This window comes from Streptomyces winkii (assembly GCF_032248595.1).
GTDB classification, from domain to species: Bacteria; Actinomycetota; Actinomycetes; order Streptomycetales; family Streptomycetaceae; genus Streptomyces; species Streptomyces winkii.
In genome coordinates, this window is the sequence record NZ_JASTTH010000008.1 from 290,970 (window position 1) to 309,765 (window position 18,796).

15 protein-coding genes and 1 pseudogene are annotated in these 18,796 nt (G+C 72.2%); 8 read left to right on the forward strand and 8 right to left on the reverse strand.

Annotated elements, in window-relative coordinates:
* Nucleotides 1-143 precede the first annotated feature (143 nt).
* Complete coding sequence (locus tag QQM67_RS24785) at nt 144-923, forward strand: IclR family transcriptional regulator (RefSeq protein WP_314176580.1); 780 nt, start codon at nt 144-146, stop codon at nt 921-923.
* Nucleotides 924-1,223: 300 nt separating this feature from the next.
* A complete protein-coding gene (locus tag QQM67_RS24790) occupies nt 1,224-3,185 on the forward strand; it encodes a glycoside hydrolase family 5 protein (RefSeq protein ID WP_314176818.1) in 1,962 nt (653 codons plus the stop codon).
* Between the two features lie 144 nt (nt 3,186-3,329).
* Here QQM67_RS24790 and QQM67_RS24795 read toward each other — a convergent pair whose 3' ends face one another.
* Entirely contained in the window at nt 3,330-3,800 is a 471-nt protein-coding gene (locus tag QQM67_RS24795; protein ID WP_314176582.1) for a hypothetical protein, read from the reverse strand.
* Nucleotides 3,801-4,205: 405 nt separating this feature from the next.
* Between QQM67_RS24795 and txtE the strand changes: the two genes are divergently transcribed.
* The 6 genes from txtE (at nt 4,206) to crcB (ending at nt 8,768) form a co-directional block, all read left to right on the forward strand.
* Nucleotides 4,206-5,432: a 4-nitrotryptophan synthase gene (gene txtE, locus QQM67_RS24800; RefSeq protein ID WP_314176584.1), complete on the forward strand. Its 1,227-nt coding sequence runs from the start codon at nt 4,206-4,208 to the stop codon at nt 5,430-5,432.
* Nucleotides 5,433-5,710: 278 nt separating this feature from the next.
* Entirely contained in the window at nt 5,711-6,463 is a 753-nt protein-coding gene (locus QQM67_RS24805; RefSeq protein WP_314176585.1) for a GNAT family N-acetyltransferase, read from the forward strand.
* Nucleotides 6,464-6,501: 38 nt separating this feature from the next.
* Nucleotides 6,502-7,419: a lysophospholipid acyltransferase family protein gene (locus QQM67_RS24810; RefSeq protein ID WP_314176586.1), complete on the forward strand. Its 918-nt coding sequence runs from the start codon at nt 6,502-6,504 to the stop codon at nt 7,417-7,419.
* 142 nt (nt 7,420-7,561) lie between these two features.
* The gene (locus tag QQM67_RS24815) at nt 7,562-8,056 is read left to right on the forward strand and encodes a fluoride efflux transporter FluC (protein ID WP_314176587.1); all 495 of its coding nucleotides are present in this window, start codon (nt 7,562-7,564) and stop codon (nt 8,054-8,056) included.
* The gene (locus QQM67_RS24820) at nt 8,053-8,397 is read left to right on the forward strand and encodes a DUF190 domain-containing protein (protein ID WP_314176589.1); all 345 of its coding nucleotides are present in this window, start codon (nt 8,053-8,055) and stop codon (nt 8,395-8,397) included. The genes QQM67_RS24815 and QQM67_RS24820 overlap by 4 nt, the downstream gene beginning before the upstream one ends.
* Nucleotides 8,394-8,768 carry a fluoride efflux transporter CrcB gene (gene crcB / locus QQM67_RS24825; RefSeq protein WP_314176591.1) on the forward strand — a complete coding sequence of 125 codons (375 nt, stop codon included), beginning with the start codon at nt 8,394-8,396 and terminating at the stop codon, nt 8,766-8,768. Before QQM67_RS24820 ends, crcB begins: the two co-directional genes overlap by 4 nt.
* A gap of 161 nt (nt 8,769-8,929) precedes the next feature.
* Here the strand turns inward: crcB and QQM67_RS24830 are convergent, their stop codons facing one another.
* The 7 genes and pseudogenes from QQM67_RS24830 to kdpA form a co-directional block, all read right to left on the reverse strand.
* Nucleotides 8,930-9,667 (reverse strand): DsbA family protein, encoded by a 738-nt coding sequence (locus QQM67_RS24830; protein ID WP_314176593.1) that lies wholly within the window; start codon nt 9,665-9,667, stop codon nt 8,930-8,932.
* A gap of 110 nt (nt 9,668-9,777) precedes the next feature.
* Nucleotides 9,778-10,797 (reverse strand): SDR family oxidoreductase, encoded by a 1,020-nt coding sequence (locus QQM67_RS24835; protein WP_314176595.1) that lies wholly within the window; start codon nt 10,795-10,797, stop codon nt 9,778-9,780.
* Between the two features lie 175 nt (nt 10,798-10,972).
* Entirely contained in the window at nt 10,973-11,650 is a 678-nt protein-coding gene (locus QQM67_RS24840; RefSeq protein WP_314176820.1) for a response regulator, read from the reverse strand.
* Nucleotides 11,651-11,691: 41 nt separating this feature from the next.
* On the reverse strand, nt 11,692-14,286 hold the full coding sequence (locus tag QQM67_RS24845; RefSeq protein ID WP_314176597.1) for a sensor histidine kinase KdpD: 2,595 nt from the start codon (nt 14,284-14,286) through the stop codon (nt 11,692-11,694).
* An 82-nt stretch (nt 14,287-14,368) separates the two neighbouring features.
* The gene (gene kdpC / locus QQM67_RS24850; RefSeq protein ID WP_314176599.1) at nt 14,369-14,974 is read right to left on the reverse strand and encodes a potassium-transporting ATPase subunit KdpC; all 606 of its coding nucleotides are present in this window, start codon (nt 14,972-14,974) and stop codon (nt 14,369-14,371) included.
* Entirely contained in the window at nt 14,971-17,061 is a 2,091-nt protein-coding gene (kdpB, locus tag QQM67_RS24855; protein WP_314176601.1) for a potassium-transporting ATPase subunit KdpB, read from the reverse strand. Before kdpB ends, kdpC begins: the two co-directional genes overlap by 4 nt.
* A gap of 69 nt (nt 17,062-17,130) precedes the next feature.
* Nucleotides 17,131-18,792 (reverse strand): annotated as a pseudogene (gene kdpA, locus QQM67_RS24860) (potassium-transporting ATPase subunit KdpA).
* Between the last annotated feature and the right edge of the window lie 4 nt (nt 18,793-18,796).

Sequence of the window (18,796 nt, forward strand, 5' to 3'; positions counted from 1 at the left end):
TGCTCGCACTCCGCTTCCGCCCGGCATGGGCACCGGTGGCGTCATGGTGCCTGACCGCGCCGTTCCGGCAGGCCGCGGCGTTCATCCTATGGACATGGCCGCAGGAGTGCCGTCCCCTGAAAGGCCAGGAGGTCGCACACACCATGCCTCGTACGCGCCAACCGGGGAGAACGGTCAGCTCCCGCCTGCTGGAGATCCTCTTCGCCTTCCGGCCCGGCCAGGCCGAGTTGAGCCTGTCCGATCTGACGGGCATCACCGGCATCCCGCACCCCAGCGTGCGCCGCCTCGCCCTGGAGCTGGTCGAGGCGGGCGCCCTCGAACGCCGGGAGGACGGGACGTTCACGGTCGGCCTGCGGCTCTGGCAGCTGGGGACGCTGGCACCGCTGACCGAGTCGCTGCGGACGCTGGCCCAGCCGTTCATGGAGGACCTGCACAGCGCGCTCCACCAGCATGTGCAGCTGGCCGTCCTCGAAGGACACGAGGCAGTGATCATCGAGCGGCTCTCCGCGCCCGGCGCGCTGGGCCTGGTGTCGCAGGTCGGCGGGCGGCTGCCGCTGCACTGTTCCGGTGTCGGGAAGGTGCTGCTGAGCCACGGCGGCCCGGAGCTGATCGAGAGCGTCCTGAACGGGGGGCTGCGCCGCTACACGCCGCGGACGGTGGTCGATCCGGTCGTGCTGCGCAACGAGATCGCGGCGTGCCGCCGGACCGGGACCGCGGGCGTACGGGGCGAACTGACCGGGGAAGCCGACTCGGTGGCCACGCGCGTCGTCGACGGCCGTGGCCGCGTCGTCGCGGCGCTGTCGGTCGTGCTGCGGTCCGGCTCGGTCAAGCAGCGGGCCGCGCTGCCGTCGGTGCTGGCGAGCGGGCTGGGGATCTCGCGGCAGCTCGGCTGGCGGCCGGGCACGCGGGTCCGCGCGGGCTGAGCGTTCTTCGTCCTGCCTCTTTCCCGTCACCGCCGTACGCGGTCAAGTGAGCGGCGTCTTGGGGCAGTTGGACACGGTACGGGGCCAGCCCCGGACGAGGTAACGGGCATTCGATGTCCGTGGCGGCGGATGGACCGTGCTCCGCCCGGGAAGCGTGTGGTCGTGAACAGGTCCAGACCGATACTCGGCCGACTGGCGCTCGCCAGGCCGGAGTTCAGCAGACCGGCGCTCTTCGGGCCCGCGCGCACCCGACTCGCGCGCACCCGACTCGCGTGGCCAGGAGCGGCGTTGCTCAGACCAGTGCTCGCCGTGGCTGTCCTCGGCGTCCTCGCGCCGGTCGCCGGTGCGCCGCAGGCCGCGGCCGAGCCGCCCGCCCGCGCCGCCGAGTCCGCTGCCCCCGCAGCCGCCGCACCCGCCGGCGCCCCGCGCACCGCGGGCGCCTCCCTCCCGGATTCCGTCCCGCGCGCGGAGGACTGGAAGCCTCCGCTGAGCACCAGGGGACGCTACGTCGTCGACGCCGACGGCGACCGGTTCAAGCTGAAGGCAGGCAACTGGCACGGCGCGAGCGGCACTTGGACGGGATCGGGCAGCCCCGACGACCCCGCGGACAACCACGCGGGGGAGAAGTCCGACCGCATGCCGCTGGGCCTGGACCGGGCGCCGATGGCCGAGATCGTCGCCGGGTTCCGCGAGCTCGGGCTCAACACCGTCCGGCTCCCGTTCTCCAACGAGATGATCCACGACGAACGGCCCGTCGCCGACGCCTCGGTGGCGGCCAACCCGTCCCTGAAGGGCAAGACGCCGCTCCAGGTCTACGACGCGGCGGTCGAGGCGCTCACCGGTGCCGGGTTCGCCGTCATCCTCAACAACCACACCAACACGACGCGTTGGTGCTGCGGCGTCGACGGCAACGAGCGCTGGAACGCCGGCCAGAGCACCGGGAGGTGGGAGAGCGACTGGCTGTTCATGGCCCGCCGCTACCGCGACAACCCGCGCGTCGCGGGCGCGGACCTCTACAACGAGGTGCGGCGCTCCGTCCTCGACGACCCCAACTGGGGCCTCGGCGACGGGCACGACTGGTTCGCGGCGTCACAGCACCTGGGCGACCGCATCCTCCAGGAGGCGAACCCGGACCTTCTGGTGATCGTCGAAGGGATCAACTGGACCGGGCTGCCCGTGGACGGGCTTCCCCACGGCCGTCCCACCCTGGAGCCCGTCCAGCGGCTCTCGCACACCCTCGTACGCTCCGGAAAGCTCGTCTACTCGGCGCACTTCTACGGCTACACGGGCCCGAACCACAGCGGCGCCACCGGAGTCGGCGAGACCTCCGACCCCCGCTACCGCGACTTCGGCCGCGAGGAGTTGTACGACGTGCTGCGGCGGCAGGCCTTCTACGTCGCCTCGCAGCAGGACCGGCACTTCACCGCGCCCGTGTGGATCAGCGAGTTCGGGGTCGGCGGCCGGGAGGAGACCGACGAGAAGGAGCGCGCGTGGTTCCGCAACTTCGTCGACTTCCTCGTCGAGACCGACGCCGACTTCGCGTACTGGCCGCTCGTCGGCTGGCACGAGAACCGCAAGGGCAACGGCTGGGCGCTGCTGCACTGGGACTCGGCGGGACGGCGGATGGGCGTCTTCGACGGCGACGACTGGCGTGCGGACGCCTGGCGGCGCCTCGTCGAGGCGCCCGGCCGGACGGGCGAGGTCGCACCGGCGGACAGATGGTCGATGCTGAGCCCGGACCACGGGGACTTCGTCCAGTCCCTGCGGATGCGCGAGGCGCCCGACTGGGACCAGGGGGCGCGGAAGGCCGCGTGCCCGGACGACCAGCGGCTCGCCGGTCTCAGCCACTCGGGCGGCCGCGGGCTGTGCACGGACGCCGGAGCGCGCTCCCTCGCGTCGCCGGACGGCGGCCATGAGGCGGTCCGCGACGAACGGTACGTCGAACCCGGCGACGACTGGGCGGCCGGATACACCAAACTCCAGTGCCCGCCCGGCCGGTTCGTTACCGGCTACAGCGTGCGGGGGACCGTCGTATCTACCGCGCTGTGCGCCGACGCGAGGCGGCCGCTGGGCTCCGGCGGACGGACCGTGTGGTTCGACAGGTCCGACAGCCGCCCGCCCGGCGCGAAGGGCGGCGACTTCGCATACGGACACAGCAAGGGCCAGTGCGCGGACGACGAGTACATCGCCGGCATCGCGTACACGAGCCGGGCAGGCTCCTCCGGGGCTCCCGCCGCGATCCTGTGCCGGAAGCTCGACTGAGCTGAGCTGAGGTGAGCTGAGCTGAGGTGGGCTGAACTGGACCGAGCCGCGCTGGACTTCCGGACCACTGGACGGAACCGGTCTTGCGAGGCGTCGGGCGAGCGGGGCGGTGCCGGTGCCGCCCCGCCGTCTTCCGGCGGTGCCTCAGAAGGTGAACGGTCCCGGCGACTGTGCCGAGGTCGCGGTGCAGTTCACCGTGATGGTTCCGAAGATCACGATCTTCACGGACTTCGCCTCCATGACGTCGCCCGCGGCGACCGTCCCGTCCAGCGGACCGGAGTTCACGTCGTCACCGGCGGACATCGCCGGGTTGGACTTGCCGGTGAAGGTCGCCGTGTCGCTGCCGTTCTTCGACAGGGTGAGCGTCGTCTCGACCGATCCGGCGCCCACGTCGATCGGCGCCTTCACTGCCGAGGAGGTGAGAGTGATCGTCGCGGCGGTGCCGTCCTGCGTGGCGGTGAGGGTGGCCTCGCCCGCCCCCGCGCTGCCGCAGTCCGCCGAGACCGTGGCCGTCGTCGGGTCGACGGCGGAGGCCGTCGGAGCGAACGCCAGCGCGCCCGCCGCAAGTACCGCCGTGCCCAGTGCCGTTGCGTAAGCCGATCTGCTGCGTCCCATGGAAATGCCTTCCGGTTGTGGGGAGTTGCACGACCACCGCATCCGCGGTCACGTCTGACGCGCGGGGGACGCGGTGTGGGGGGTGCGGTGCGTGCTGCGGTCTCCAGGAATGCGAACGGTCCGCGGCTCGTGGCCGCACTCCGGGGCGCCACAGGGGATGGCTCGTCAGTCCACGCGATGCTTATTGACGCGCGGGACGCGGCCCAACGCAAGGGCGCCTGGGGCGAGTTCGAGCCAATCCCGGGGCGCCTGACGCGCCCAAAGCCGGAACCGAGCCATCCGATTTGGTACGAGCCGTAGCAATAATTCGCTTTTGGCGTACCCTCATGATCATGTGGGAACCGCACCGGAACGTCGATCCGCACGACGGATCGACCGTTACAAGCGGGTAGTTGAGGGGTTTCCGTGAGCGCAGTCTCGCCTTCGCCGTTGTCCGATCCGGCCATCGTCCCGGACCCGTATCCCGTGTATGCCGCGCTCGCGGAGAGCGAGCCGGTCCACTGGTGGGAGGAGCTGAACGCCTGGGCGGTGATGCGCTACGCCGACTGCGCCCGTGCGCTGACGGACGACCGGCTCAAGGCCGAGCGCATGGAGGAGATTCTCGGCGTCAGATATCCCGGCCGGTCGCTGCCGCCGGAGAACATCTATCACCGGTTCACGAAGAACGTGATGATGTACACGGACTCCGCGCGGCACGACGCGTTGCGGAAGTCCACCCGTCCCGCCTTCAGCCGCGACGCCCATCAGCACTACAGCCGGGTCATCGAGCGCGTCGCCTCCGAGCTCGTCGCGACGATCCCGGAGGGGACGCGGGAGATCGACGCCGTCCCCGAGCTGGCCGCGAAGCTCCCCGTGAACGCCGCCGTCCGGGCCTTCGGAGTTCCGGAGGAGGACCTGGAGTTCGTCGTGCCGCGGGTCGACGTGCTGATGACGTACTGGTCGGGGCCGCAGGACCAGCCGGTGGAACTCGATCAACTCCTGGACAGGCTCGCGGAGTTGCACGACTACTGCCTCGAACTCGTCCAGGGAGGCCGCGGCCGGGTCCTTCCGGACACCGTGATCGCACGTCTCGCGGCGGCGCAGCGGGAGAACACCGACTGCACGCCGCAGCAGACCGTCCACCAACTCGTCCTGCTGCTCATCGCGTTGTTCGCACCCACGACTCCGGGATCGGCCTCCAGCGGCATGCTCGCCTTCGCGACGAACCCCGCCCAGATCGAGAACTTCCTCTCGGATCCCGCGTGCGCGGGCAACGCGGCAAGCGAAGTGGTGCGGTACAACGCGTCGAATCAGTTCACGTGGCGCGTCGCGTCCACGGAGATCGAAATGAGCGGCGTGCGCATCGAGAAAGGGCAGAGCGTGGCCCTGTTCCTGGGCGCGGCGAATCGCGATCCGGAGATGTTCGAACGGCCGGACGCGTTCGACCTCGGCCGCCGCAACAGCGGCAAGCACGTCTCCTTCGGCCTCGGGCCGCATTCATGTCTGGGACGGCAGATCGCGAGCCTCGAACTCAAGTGGTTCTTCGCGGCGTTGTTCGCACGTTTCCCGCGGATCCGTCCGGCGGGCGAACCGCGGTGGAACTCCAATCTCGAGTTCCGGTCTCTTCGGTCCCTTCCCCTGAGCCTCGGCTGACGAAGACCCGCGCCATACAGGGGAGTCCGGGCGGCGGCGCCCCGGGTACGGCCCGGTGCGCCGGCCTGCCGCCGGCCGGGCGGTGCTGCCCTGCCCGCCTGTCGCGGGGAACAGCAGGTGACGAGACGGCGCCCAGCCGACGCGGAGGAGCCGCCGAGCGGTAACTCGGCGGCCCCGTGCGGAACACGAGCAACCGCTTAACTACGGATAAACCCTCGCGGAGGATCGCTGGCAACGAGTCCGCGCGGGTGCCGCAGGCCCACAGAGGGAGATCACCCATGCCCACTGCCTCCACCGTATCCGCTGATGCCGGGTCGTACGTCACTTCCATCGCAGGCTCGAAGGAGGAGATACGTGCCGCCCAGCGCCTCCGCCACCGGATCTTCGCCGGGGAGAAGGGCGCCCGCCTGCGTACGGCCCTGCCCGGCCACGACGTGGACGCCTTCGACGACATCGCCGACCACCTCGTCGTCACCGCGCAGGCCACGGGCGACATCGTCGGCACGTACCGCCTCGTGCCTCCCGGGAGGACCGAACAGCTCTACTCCGACGGCGAGTTCGACCTGCGCTGCCTGCCCGGGGAGGTGCGTCAGGGCATGGTCGAGGCCGGGCGCGCCTGCGTGCACCCCGATCACCGCTCGGGCGCCGTCATCAACGCGATGTGGGGCGGGCTCGCCCGCTATCTGCTGCTGTCCGGGCACCGCTACCTGGCCGGCTGCGCCTCCGTACCGCTGGACGACGGGGGACAGGCCGCGGCCGACGCCTGGCTGCTCGGCACCACCCGGCACGCGGCACCGCCGGAGCTGCGGGTCCACCCGTACGAACCGTGGCTGCCGCAGGAGCAGTTGACGGCAAGGCCGAGCTACGCGGCGCTGCCCTCGCTGCTGCGCGGCTATCTGCGCGTCGGCGCGTGGATGTGCGGCGCGCCCGCGCACGACGGGGACTTCGGCGTCGCGGACTTCTTCGTACTCCTGGACATGGAGCAGCTGAACGACCGCTACCGGCGCTACTTCCTGGGCGAGAGCCGGTGAACTCCTGGGCCGTCGCCTCGCCTTGCACCTCGCGCTGCGTGACGCCGCTCGCTCCCGGCGGCGTGACCGGCGACGCGGGCCGCGGCCCGGAGGGCGGTTCCCGCGTGGCCCGTACGCCGTACCCGACGGTGCTGCGGCGCTACGCGGGGCTCGCCGCCACCGTCGGCAGCGCGGTCGCGGCGGGGGCGCGGATCGCGGATCCGCCCGTCCTGCGGCGGCACGCGTGCGCCGTACTCGACGCGCTCGGCATCGCGCTGGACGCCGCGGGCGCGGGGCCGCTGCGGGTGCCGGGCACCGCCAGGGGCACGTTGATCGTCGCGAACCACGTCTCCTGGCTGGACGTCATCGCGGTCCTGGCGGTGGAGCCCGTCCCGCTGCTCGCCAAGCGCGAGGTCGCCGAGTGGGCGGTCGTCGGGCCGCTGACCCGCAGAACGGGCACCCGCTTCATCGACCGTGAAGCGCTACGCGAACTGCCGCGAGTCGTAGGGGAGTTGGCGGAGTACCTGGGCGGCGGCGGCTCGGTGATGGTCTTCCCGCAGGCGACCACCTGGTGCACCGCGCCCGGCGGCCCGTTCCGGCGCGCCACCTTCCAGGCGGCGCTCGACGCCGGAGCGCCGGTACGGCCAGTGGCCATCGACTTCACCCGCAACCGCAGGCCCAGCACGGTGCCCGCCTATGTCGGGGGCGACACCCTCACGGCGTCGCTGCGCCGGGTGACTGGCGCTGACGGGCTCGCCGTGCGGGTGCGGTCGTGCCCGCCGCTGTGGCCGCACGGGCACGACCGGCGGTCGCTCGCGGCGGCCGCACAGGCGGCGGTGTCCGGGGCCGTCGGCCGTCCGGCGGCGGTGGCCGGCCACGCCCCGGCGCGGTGCGGCACGGACGTCCCGTGGATCTCCGCCGCGAGGAGCCGGCCGGCCGAGGGCAGCGCGTCGGCGGGTCCGGGACGCCCCGGGTAGGCTGGCCGTCGCGGTGCCCGAGGGCGTCGCGCGGCGGTGGGGCCCGCCGTACCCGAACCGCGGCGACGTGGCCGCCAACGGTCCCTGCTTGCGCTGGAGAGCGCGCCCGCCCGGCGGGCGCTTCCGCGAGTAGGAGTGGTGTATGCGTAATGCCCCTTTTCCGGCGTCCGCGGCGGGCGGCGAGCCCACCGATCCCGACATCGATCTGCATGTGCCCGCCCAGCGGCGGGAGCTGCGGCGCGGCCGGCTGGGCGTGCTCGCGGTGATCGCGCTGGGCGGTGCGCTGGGCAGCGCGGGCCGGTACGGAGCGTCACTGATCTGGACGGTCCCCGACGGCCGGTTTCCGTGGACGACGTTGTGGGTCAATGTGACCGGTTGTGCCGTCATCGGGGTCTTCATGGTGGTGATCTCGGACGGCCGGACCGTACACCGTCTGCTGCGGCCGTTCTTCGGTACGGGCGTGCTGGGCGGATTCACCACCTTCTCGACCTATGCGCAGGAGACGCAGTCCCTGGGGGACGCGGGCCGTCCCGGCGCGGGTCTGGCATATCTGGCGCTGACGCCGGCGGTGGCGCTGGCGGCGGTATGGGCCGCGGTGTGGGCGACGCGCCGCGTACTGGCGTGGAGGACGCGATGACGAGGCTTCAGGGAACCGCGCTGCGCATGACCGTCTTCGTGGGGGAGACGGATCTGTGGCATCGCAAGCCGCTCTACACCGAGATCGTGCACCGGGCGCACAAGGCGGAGCTGGCGGGCGCGAGCGTCTTCAAGGGGGTGGAGGGCTTCGGGGCGTCGTCGTTGATCCACACGCAGCGGCTGCTGTCGCTGAGCGAGGATCTGCCGGTCGCGATCGTCATCGTGGACAGCGCCGAGCGCATCCGGGCCTTCCTGCCGCAGCTCGACGAACTCGTCGGCGAGGGCCTGGTGATCCTCGACGAGTGCGAGGTCATCCGGTACGTGGGGCGGGAGCAGAAGTGAACTGGCTGCTCGTGCTCCTCGGCGGCGCCGTCGGGGCGCCGCTGCGCTACCTCACCGACCGCGCGGTGCAGCGGCGGCACGACACGGTCTTCCCCTGGGGCACGCTCGCGGCCAACGTGGCCGGGTGCCTGGTGCTCGGCGCGGTGACCGGAGCGCTGTCCGCGGGGGCCGCGTCCTCGTCGGTGCGGCTGCTTCTGGGCACCGGGCTGTGCGGCGCGCTGACGACGTACTCGACGTTCTCCTACGAGACGCTGCGGCTCGCGGAGGACGGGGCGCGGTTCTTCGCCGCGGCGAACGTGGCCGCCGGCGTGGTGGCGGGGCTGGGCGCGGTGTACGTCGGCGTCTCGCTCTCGCAGGCGCTGTGGGGGTAGGACCGTAGCCGAGCCGAGCCGAGCCGAGCCGAGCCGAGCCGAGCCGAGCCGAGCCGAGCCGCGGGCGGTGCGGCGGCCGAAGTGCCGCCCGTCTGGCGGGAGTCCGGGCAGGCGCTCCGGGCCCGGACCGGGCGGCGGCAAGCGGGCGCCCGGCCCGCCCGTCACGCCCCCTTGCCGCCGCCTTGCTCCACCGCCCTGCGCAGCTTCTCCGGCGTCAGCGTGCCGCCGGGCCCGGCGTGCAGCTCCTTGCCGTTGAGGAGGACGAGCGGCAAGCGGCGGTGCCCGTGCGCGTCCTCGAAGGCGGCGTTCATGCGGTCCACCCGGCCGGACTGGAGGCCGTGCCGCACGCACTTCTCGAACTCCCGGTCGGAGAGCCCGTCGACGTGCGCCGCCAGCCGGAGCAGACGGGCACCGGACCCGAAGCGGTCTTCGCGCTCCGGCGGCTGGTTCTCGTACAGCACCCGCCGGTACTGCGCGAACTTGTGCTCGTCGAGGGCGCAGAGCGCCGCCTCCGCGGCGAAGTGCGAGCCCCGGCCGCCCCGGGTGTCGTCGACGTGCGTGACCAGATGGCGGTCCACGTCGAGCCTGCCGGACTCTCGCAGGTCGTCGATCGTCGTACCGAACCGTGCGTCGAACCGGCGGCAGTCAGGGCAGCGGAAGTCCTCGTACACGGTCAGGGTGGCGGGTGCGCCGGGCGAGCCCGTCGTCACCGGCCTCGCCTGGGTGGCCTCGCTGCCGCCCTTCCCCGTGACCGCGACCGCCAGGGCGGCGAGCGATGCGATGCCCACCGCGAAAACGGCCACGCCGGTCAGCTTCAGCGCACGGAGCCGCCTGTTGTCCTGGCGGCCGAGTTCCCGCTCCACGCGCAGCCGTTCGCGGTCCCTCTCCTCTTCTCCCATGCGCTCTCTCCCATGCGCCTCTCCTGACTCGGACGTGCGGTGTCGTGAGCCGTCACGTGCGGGGCTGTCACGTACGGGGTTGTCACGTCGGGGCCGTCACGTGCGGGTGTTCAGCGTGCGGCGGCACGCCGCCGCAGCGCGCGGACCAGTCCCGTCGCTCCCAGCGCCGCGCCCGCCAGGGCTCCCGGGAACAGGGCGGGATGGCGAGCCAGGGCAGCCTGCGGCGCGTGTGCGTGAGCGCGGTCGTCGAAGACGCCGTGCGCCCCGTGGTCGCTGCCGGGCTCGCCGTCGGCCGGGTGCCACAGGTTCACCACGCGCCCGGAGGGCGACCGCCCGGGATCCTGCTGCGAGGCGAAGCCCGTGCGGGCCAGGTAGCGGTCCAGCAGGGCGGGTGCCGCCTTGTCGGCGAGGATCGTCGCCACCGTCGACGCCCCCACGTAGTACTGCTTGCGGCGCGGATGGTCCGCCGCGTGCAGTACGGCGCGGGCCGCCACCTCCGGCTGGTAGATCGGCGGTACGGGCTGCGGATGCTGCGGCAGCCGCGAGAGCACCCAGGAGAACTGGGGGGTGTTGACCGCGGGCATCTGCACGGTGGTGATCTGAACGCGGCTGCGCAGGTGGCGCAGCTCCGTACGGACGCTCGACGTGAAGCCGTTGACGGCGTGCTTCGCCCCGCAGTACGCGGATTGCAGCGGCACGGACCGGTAGCCGAGCGCCGATCCGACCTGCACGACGGTCCCGGAGTCCCTGGGGAGCATCCGCTTCAGCGCCGACCTGGTGCCGTTGACGAACCCCAGATACGTCACGTCCGTCACCCGCCGGTACTCCTCCGGCTCGATCTCGGCGAAGGGCGCGAAGACGGACGTGAAGGCGGCGTTGATCCAGACGTCCACCGGGCCGAGGGCCTCCTCCGCCGCCTCGGCCGCGCCCTCGACCTGTCCGTGGTCGGCCACGTCGGCGCGGAGCGCGAGTGCCCGGCCGCCCGACTCCTCCACCTCGCGGGCGGCGGCGTCGAGCCCTGCCCTGCCGCGGGCGACGAGGGCCACGTTCGCGCCCCGCCGGCCGTACATGCGGGCCGCCGCACGGCCGATGCCGGCGCTCGCACCGGTGATCACCACTGTCTGCGTCATCCGCTCCCTCACCTCCGGCGCCGGGCCGGGCGGGCTCCCCGGCAGGGGAGGCGCCCCGAACTCCGCGCAGACCGCGGCCGTTTCCGGCGGCCGCGTCGCACGCCTCCCAGGTCACCGTGAGCCCGGCGGGGAAACGCGGCACGCGGGCAATTCCCCGGTCCGGCCGGGTCGCCGCCTACCGCTCGAAGCGGTAGCCCATGCCCGCCTCGGTGATGAAGTGCCGCGGGTGAGCCGGGTCGCTCTCGAGCTTCCGGCGCAGCTGCGCCATGTAGACGCGCAGGTAGTTGGTCTCGGTCTCGTACGTCGGACCCCACACCTCCCGCAGCAGCTGCCGCTGCGTCACGAGGCGGCCGGAGTTGCGTACGAGGACCTCCAGCACGTGCCACTCGGTGGGTGTGAGGCGTACGTCGGAGCCGTCCCGCCGGACCTTCTTGGCCGCGAGGTCGACGCTGAGCGTCTCGGTCTCCACCACGACGTCCTCCTCGTCGGCGGGCGTCGCCCGGCGGACGGCGGCGCGCAGCCGCGCCAGGAACTCGTCCATGCCGAAGGGCTTGGTGACGTAGTCGTCGGCGCCGGCGTCGAGCGCGTCGACCTTCTCGTCGGAGGTGTGGCGGGCCGAGAGCACGATGACCGGCACCCGGGTCCAGCCGCGCAGGCCCTTGATGACCTCGATGCCGTCCATGTCGGGCAGGCCGAGGTCGAGGATGACGACGTCCGGGTGCCGCGTGGCGGCGAGCCGGAGGGCGGTGGCGCCGTCGTGGGCGGCGTCGACGCGGTACTTGCGGGCCCGCAGATTGATCGTGAGGGCGCGGACGAGCTGCGGCTCGTCGTCGACGACGAGCACCCGCGGCATCCGGGACGTCTCGTGCTGCCTGGTGTCCTGCTGTGTTCCCGTCATGACGTGGCTTCCGCGGGGAGATCGGGGCGGGCGGGGTGCCTGCCGGGCGCGTTCGTGAGGGTCAGCACCATGGTCAGTCCGCCGCTGGGGGTGTCTTCTGCGGTGAGGGTGCTGCCCATGGCCTCGGCGAAGCCGCGGGCGACGGCGAGCCCGAGTCCGACGCCCTCGCCCCGGGGGACGTCGCCGCGGCGCTGGAACGGCTCGAAGATGCGCTCCTTGTCCGCGTCGGGCACCCCGGGACCGCGGTCGATGGTACGCAGCTCGACGCGGTCGCCGAACGCGCTGGCGGACAGCAGCACTTGGCGGTCCTCGGGGCTGTACTTGACGGCGTTCTCGACGACGTTGGCGACGATGCGCTCCAGCAGGCCCCTGTCGGCGCTGACCATGGGCAGCGTCTCGGGGATGTCCAGCCGCACAGCCGACTCCGGTACGCCCCGCAGCGCGAGCGGCACCACCTCGTCGAGGTCGGTCTCGCGCATGAGCGGAGTGACGGCCCCGGTCTGGAGCCTGCTCATGTCCAGCAGGTTGCCGATGAGGTGGTCGAGCCGGTCGGCGCCCTCCTCGATGGCGGCGAGCAGCCCGGCCTCGTCCTCGTCCGACCACGAGACGTCCTCGGAACGCAGCGAGGAGACCGATGCCTTGACGGCTGCGAGCGGCGTGCGCAGGTCGTGCGAGACGGCCGCGAGCAGTGCGGTGCGGATGCGGTCGGTCTCCTCCAGCCGGCGGGCGCGTTCGGCCTCGCCGATCAGCCGCCCGCGTTCCAGTACGACGGCGGCCTGCGCGGCGAAGGCGCCCAGGACGCGGCGGTCCTCGGCGGGCAGTACGCGGCCCCGCAGCGCCAGGGTCGTCGACTCTCCGGCGGGGACGTCGACGTCGGCGTCGTCCGGATGTGCCGCGGGGTCGTCGCCGGCGCTGCCGGCGCACGTCCACCGGCCGCGTCCGTCGGTGCGTTCGAGCAGGGCCGCCGACTCCATCCCGAAGGTCTCACGGGCGAGTTCCAGGAGGGCGGGCAGGTCTGTCTCCTCCGCTCGCTCCGCCGAGACCCCTTCCCCTCGCTGCGCCGGGGATACCCCTGTGCGGAGCATGCTGTCCGCAAGGTGGCTGAGGATCTCCGCTTCGGAGCGGAGCCGGGCGGCCTGATGAGTGCGGCGGGCGGCGAGGTCGACCACGGAGGCCACGGCCACCCCGACCACGACGAAGATGACGATGGCCAGGATGTTCTTCGGGTCCGCGATGGTCCAGGTGTGGGTCGGAGCGGTGAAGTAGTAGTTCAGCAGCAGTGATCCGACGACGGCGGCGGCGAACGCCGGCAGCAGACCCCCGATCAGCGCCGCCGTCACCGTCAGCGTGAGGAAGAGCAGCATCTCGTTGGCGAGCCCCAGCCCGGGACCGGCCGCCGTCAGCAGCACGGTGAGCAGGACGGGCCCGGCCGTACCGGTCAGCCAGCCGGCGACGAGTCGGCCGCGGCTGAGGCGCGCCCCGCGGGCGGCCGGCAACCCCCGCCCCTTGGCGGCGTGTTCGTGGGTGACGATGTGCACGTCGATGTCCGGTCCGGACTCCCGCGCGACGGTGGCGCCGACGCCCGGCCCGAAGGCGTACTGCCACGCCCTCCGGCGGCTCGTGCCCAGCACGATCTGCGTGGCGTTGACGCCCCGGGCGAATTCGAGGAGGGCGCTGGGGACGTCGTCGCCGAGCACGGTGTGGAACGTGCCGCCGAGATCCTCGACGAGCGTGCGCTGGACGGCCAGTTCCTCGGGAGAGGCCGAGGTCAGCCCGTCGCTCCGGGAGATGTATACGGCGAGGATCTCGCTGCCGGAGCCCTTGGCGGCGATCCGGGTGGCCCGGCGGATGAGGGTGCGGCCCTCGGGCCCCCCGGTGAGGCCCACCAGGATGCGTTCGCGCGCGGGCCAGGGGGAGGAGATGCCCTTCTCGGCGCGGTACTGCTGGAGGTACTCGTCGACCCGGTCGGCCGTCCACAGCAGGGCGAGTTCGCGCAGCGCGGTGAGGTTGCCCGGGCGGAAGTAGTTCGAGAGTGCGGCGTCGATCTTGTCCGCCGCGTAGACGTTGCCGTGCGCCAGGCGCCTGCGCAGCGCCTGCGGCGACATGTCGACGAGCTCGATCTGGTCGGCGCGGCGCACGACCTCGTCCGGCACCGTCTCGTGCTGCCGCACACCCGTGATCGACTCCACGACGTCGCCCAGCGACTCCAGGTGCTGGATGTTGACGGTGGAGATCACGGTGATCCCGGCGTCGAGCAGCTCGTCGATGTCCTGCCACCGCTTGGCGTTACGGGAGCCCGGAACGTTGGTGTGCGCCATCTCGTCGACGAGCGCCACCGCCGGGTTGCGGGCCAGCACGGCCTCGACGTCCATCTCCGTGAAGTCCGCCCCCCGATGCGTCACCTCGCGCCGCGGGACGACCTCCAGACCGTGCAGAAGCACCTCGGTGCGCGGGCGGCCGTGGCACTCGACGAAGCCCACCACGACGTCCGTGCCCCTCTCCAGCCGCCGATGTGCTTCGGAGAGCATGTCGTAGGTCTTGCCGACGCCGGGGGCCGCTCCCAGGTAGATGCGCAGTTTGCCGCGGGCCATGTCTCCATTGTCTTCCAGTCGGTCACGGGCGGGCGGGCCGCCCGGTGATCACGTCGTACGACCGCGGACGCCGGCCGTCGCGTCATCCGCGCAGCTCCCGCAGGGCGAGGTTCAACTCGAGTACGTCGACGGCGGGTTCGCCGAGGAAGCCGGCGATCCGTCCCCGGGTGTGCCTCTCGACGAGCGCCCGCACCGCGCCCGGGCCGAGATCCCGCGCGTCTGCGACGCGGCGGACCTGGATACGGGCGTACGCGGGCGAGATGTCCGGGTCGAGCCCGGAGGCGCTCGCGGTGACCGCGTCGGCGGGCACCTCGGAGCGGGGGACGCCGTTGAAGCGGGCGATCCGCTTCTTTCGCGCGTCGACCTTCTTCAGCAGCTCCGGGCTCGTGGCCGCGAGGTTGGACGCCCCGGAGGAGAGGGCGTCGTACTTCCCGGCCGAGGGGCGCGGCTGGAACCACTGCCGTGCGGGCTCGCCGTTCCGGCCGTTCCAGGTCTGGCCGATCAGCGAGGAACCCACGTCCCTGCCGCCGCTGTGGACGCGCGAGCCGTCGGCGTGGCCGGGGAAGGCGGCCTGGGCCACGCCCGTCACGACGAGGGGGTAGAGCACCCCGGTGACGAGGGTCAGTACGAGCAGCGCGCGCAGCGCCGCACCCGCGAGGCGGGAGGTGTTGCGGACGGCTGCGTTCATGATCCGATCCCGGGGATGAGCGAGATGAGCAGGTCGATGATCTTGATTCCGGCGAAGGGGGCGATCAGTCCGCCGATGCCGTATATGCCGAGGTTGCGGCGGAGCATGCCGTCGGCGCTCATCGGCCGGTAGCGCACCCCCCTCAGCGCCAGCGGCACCAGCGCAACGATCACCAGGGCATTGAAGATCACCGCGGAGAGGATCGCGGTCTCCGGGCTGGTCAGATGCATGATGTCGATCGCGTCCAGCCCCGGAAAGGCCGTCACGAACATCGCGGGGATGATCGCGAAGTACTTCGCCACGTCGTTGGCGATGGAGAAGGTCGTGAGCGCCCCGCGCGTGATCAGCAGCTGCTTGCCGATCTCCACGATCTCGATCAGCTTCGTCGGGTTGGACTCCAGATCGACCATGTTCCCGGCCTCCTTGGCGGCCGAGGTGCCGGTGTTCATCGCGACGCCCACGTCGGCCTGGGCCAGCGCCGGGGCGTCGTTGGTGCCGTCGCCGGTCATCGCGACGAGTTTGCCGCTGCCCTGCTCCCGCCGGATCAGGGCCATCTTGTCCTCGGGAGCCGCCTGGGCGAGGAAGTCGTCCACCCCGGCCTCCTCGGCGATGGCTTTCGCGGTGAGGGGGTTGTCGCCCGTGATCATCACGGTTCTGATGCCCATGCGGCGCAGCTCGGCGAAGCGTTCGCGCATGCCGTGCTTGACGACGTCCTTGAGGTGGATCACGCCGAGGACCCGGGCGCCGCCGCCGTCCTCGGCGGCCACGAGCAGCGGCGTACCGCCCGAGGTGGAGATGGACTCGACCTCGCGCCGGGCGTCGTCGGGGACGGTGCCGCCGCGTTCGGCGACCCAGGCCGTGACCGCCTCGGCGGCTCCCTTGCGCACCCGGTACGTACTGCCGCCGTCGGAGACGTCGACGCCGCTCATCCGGGTCTGCGCGGTGAACGGGATGAACTCGGCGTTCCCCAACTCGCCTTCGTCGCGGGCGCGCAGCCCGTGCCGCTCCTTGGCCAGCACGACGATCGAGCGGCCCTCCGGGGTCTCGTCGGCGAGCGAGGAGAGCTGCGCGGCGTCGGCGAGCTCCGCGCCGTCCGCTCCGGGGAGGGGCACGAACTCCGCCGCCTCGCGGTTGCCCAGCGTGACGGTGCCGGTCTTGTCCAGCAGTAGCGTGGAGACGTCGCCGGCGGCCTCCACCGCGCGGCCCGACATCGCCAGGACGTTGCGCTGCACGAGCCGGTCCATGCCCGCGATGCCGATGGCCGAGAGCAGCGCGCCGATCGTCGTGGGGATCAGGCAGACGAGGAGTGCGGCCAGCACCGTCATCGACTGCTCCGCGCCCGCGAAGATCGCGAAAGGCTGGAGCGTGACGGTCGCCAGCAGGAAGATGATCGTCAGCGAGGCGAGGAGGATGTTCAGGGCGATCTCGTTCGGCGTCTTCTGCCGGGCCGCGCCCTCGACGAGGCCGATCATCCGGTCGAGGAAGGTCTCGCCGGGCCGGGTGGTGATCTTCACGACGATGCGGTCGGAGAGCACCCTCGTGCCGCCGGTGACGGCCGAGCGGTCGCCGCCGGACTCGCGGATCACCGGCGCGGACTCACCGGTGATGGCCGACTCGTCGACGCTCGCGACGCCCTCCGTGACGTCGCCGTCGCCGGGGATGGTGTCCCCGGCCTCGCACACCACCACGTCGCCCACCCGCAGTTCGTTGCCGGCGATCCGGTGCTCCGTCCCCTCCGCGGTGAGACGGCGTGCCACGGTGCCGGTCCTGGCCCGCCGCAGGGTGTCGGCCTGCGCCTTGCCCCGTCCCTCGGCGACCGCCTCCGCGAGGTTGGCGAAGACGACGGTCAGCCACAGCCACACTGCGATCGACCACGCGAACCAGCCGGGATCCACGGCCGCCAGCACCGTGGTCAGCACCGAGCCGACCTCCACGACGAACATGACGGGCGACTTGGCCATCACCCGCGGGTCCAGCTTGCGCAGGGCGTCCGGCAGCGACGTGAGCAACTGCCGCGGATCGAACAGGCCCGGCGAGGGCCCGTTCCCGGACGGCGGTGTGTCCGGTGGAGACGAGGTCGAAGACAAGGCTGTCCTCCGCAGGACTCGCGCGACGTGACTGCTCGGGTGATCGGGCGGCGAGCGGCGTGCGTATCGTCACGACAGCCCCTCCGCGAGCGGCCCGAGGGCCAGGGCGGGGAAGAACGTCAGCCCCGCGACGATCAGCACCGCGCCCACCAGCAGCCCGGAGAAGAGCGGCTTCTGCGTCTGAAGGGTCCCGGCGCCCGCCGGGACGGGACTCTGCTCGGCGAGCGAACCCGCCAGGGCGAGGACGAAGACCATCGGCAGGAACCGTCCCAGCAGCATCGCCAGACCGATGGTGGTGTTGAACCACTGCGTGTCCGAGCTCAGTCCGGCGAAGGCGCTGCCGTTGTTGTTGGCGCCCGAGGTGTACGCGTAGAGCAGCTCGGAGAAGCCGTGCGGCCCGGAGTTGAGCACCGACCGCGGCGGTGTGTGCAGGACCGTCGCCGCGCCGGTGAACGCCAGCACCAGGGCCGGGGTGATCAGGATGTAGCAGGCGGCCAGCTTCATCTCGCGGGCGCGGATCTTCTTGCCCAGGTACTCCGGTGTACGGCCGACCATGAGCCCCGCGATGAACACGGCGACGACGGCGAGGATCAGCATCCCGTACAGGCCCGAACCGGCGCCGCCGGGCGCCACTTCGCCGAGCATCATGCCGAGCAGCAGCACGCCGCCGCCGATGGCCGAGAACGACGAGTGGGCCGCGTCCACGGCGCCCGTCGAGGTCATGGTCGTCGAGACCGCGAACAGCGAGGACGCGCCGACGCCGAACCGGGTCTCCTTGCCCTCCATGGACCCGCCCGCCGCCTGGGCGGCCGCGCCGGGGTGGGCGAACTCCAGCGCCGTCACCGCGATCACGGCGCCGAGCCAGATCGCGCCCATCGCCGCGACGATCGCGTACCCCTGGCGGGTGCTGCCGACGAGCCTGCCGAACGTGCGCGGCAGGGAGGACGGGACGACGAGAAGGAGGAAGATCTCCAGGATGTTGGACAGGGCGTTCGGATTCTCGTACGGGTGGGCCGAGTTGGCGTTGAAGAAGCCCCCGCCGTTGGTGCCCAGCTCCTTGATCGCCTCCTGCGAGGCCACCGCGCCGCCGGGCAGATGCTGGGAGGCGCCGGTCACCGTGGTGACCTCTTGCGGAGACGCGAAGTTCTACACCGCGCCCGTCGCGACGAGCGCGATCGCCGCGAGGACGGCGACGGGCAGCAGAATCCGCACGACCCCGCGTACCAAGTCCCTCCAGAAATTGCCGAGTTCACCGGTGCGGGACCGGGCGAAGCCCCGTACGAGCGCGACGGCCACGGCCATGCCCACGGCGGCGGAGACGAAGTTCTGCACCGCCAGTCCGCCCGTCTGCACCAGGTGCCCCATGGTCGTCTCGCCCGCGTAGGACTGCCAGTCGGTGTTCGAGACGAAGGAGGCCGCCGTGTTGAAGGCCTGGTCGGGGGAGACCGGCTGGAAGCCGAGTGACAGCGGCAGCCGGTTCTGGATCCGCTGGAGGAGATAGAGGAAGAGGACGGAGACCGCGGAGAACGCGAGGACCGCGCGCAGATACGCGGGCCAGCGCTGCTCGGCGTCAGGATTCGACCCGATGGCACGGTGGATCCAGCGCTCCGCGCGCAAGTGGTGCGAGGAGGTGTAGACGCGGGCCATGTAGTCGCCGAAGGGGCGGTGCACCAGCGCCAGTGCCGCGACGAGCGCGCCCGCCTGGAGGACGTCCGCGAGGGTCTGGTTCACGGGC

Excerpts from the sequence above, each read along its gene's own strand:
- QQM67_RS24830 (WP_314176593.1), bottom strand. The coding sequence starts at position 9,667 with ATGGGAGAAGAGGAGAGGGACCGCGAACGGCTGCGCGTGGAGCGGGAA.
- kdpC (WP_314176599.1), bottom strand. The coding sequence starts at position 14,974 with ATGAACGCAGCCGTCCGCAACACCTCCCGCCTCGCGGGTGCGGCGCTG.
- QQM67_RS24805 (WP_314176585.1), top strand. The coding sequence starts at position 5,711 with ATGCCCACTGCCTCCACCGTATCCGCTGATGCCGGGTCGTACGTCACT.
- QQM67_RS24795 (WP_314176582.1), bottom strand. The coding sequence starts at position 3,800 with ATGGGACGCAGCAGATCGGCTTACGCAACGGCACTGGGCACGGCGGTA.
- QQM67_RS24820 (WP_314176589.1), top strand. The coding sequence starts at position 8,053 with ATGACGAGGCTTCAGGGAACCGCGCTGCGCATGACCGTCTTCGTGGGG.
- QQM67_RS24840 (WP_314176820.1), bottom strand. The coding sequence starts at position 11,650 with ATGCCGCGGGTGCTCGTCGTCGACGACGAGCCGCAGCTCGTCCGCGCC.
- QQM67_RS24835 (WP_314176595.1), bottom strand. The coding sequence starts at position 10,797 with ATGACGCAGACAGTGGTGATCACCGGTGCGAGCGCCGGCATCGGCCGT.
- QQM67_RS24815 (WP_314176587.1), top strand. The coding sequence starts at position 7,562 with ATGCGTAATGCCCCTTTTCCGGCGTCCGCGGCGGGCGGCGAGCCCACC.
- QQM67_RS24785 (WP_314176580.1), top strand. The coding sequence starts at position 144 with ATGCCTCGTACGCGCCAACCGGGGAGAACGGTCAGCTCCCGCCTGCTG.
- QQM67_RS24845 (WP_314176597.1), bottom strand. The coding sequence starts at position 14,286 with ATGGCCCGCGGCAAACTGCGCATCTACCTGGGAGCGGCCCCCGGCGTC.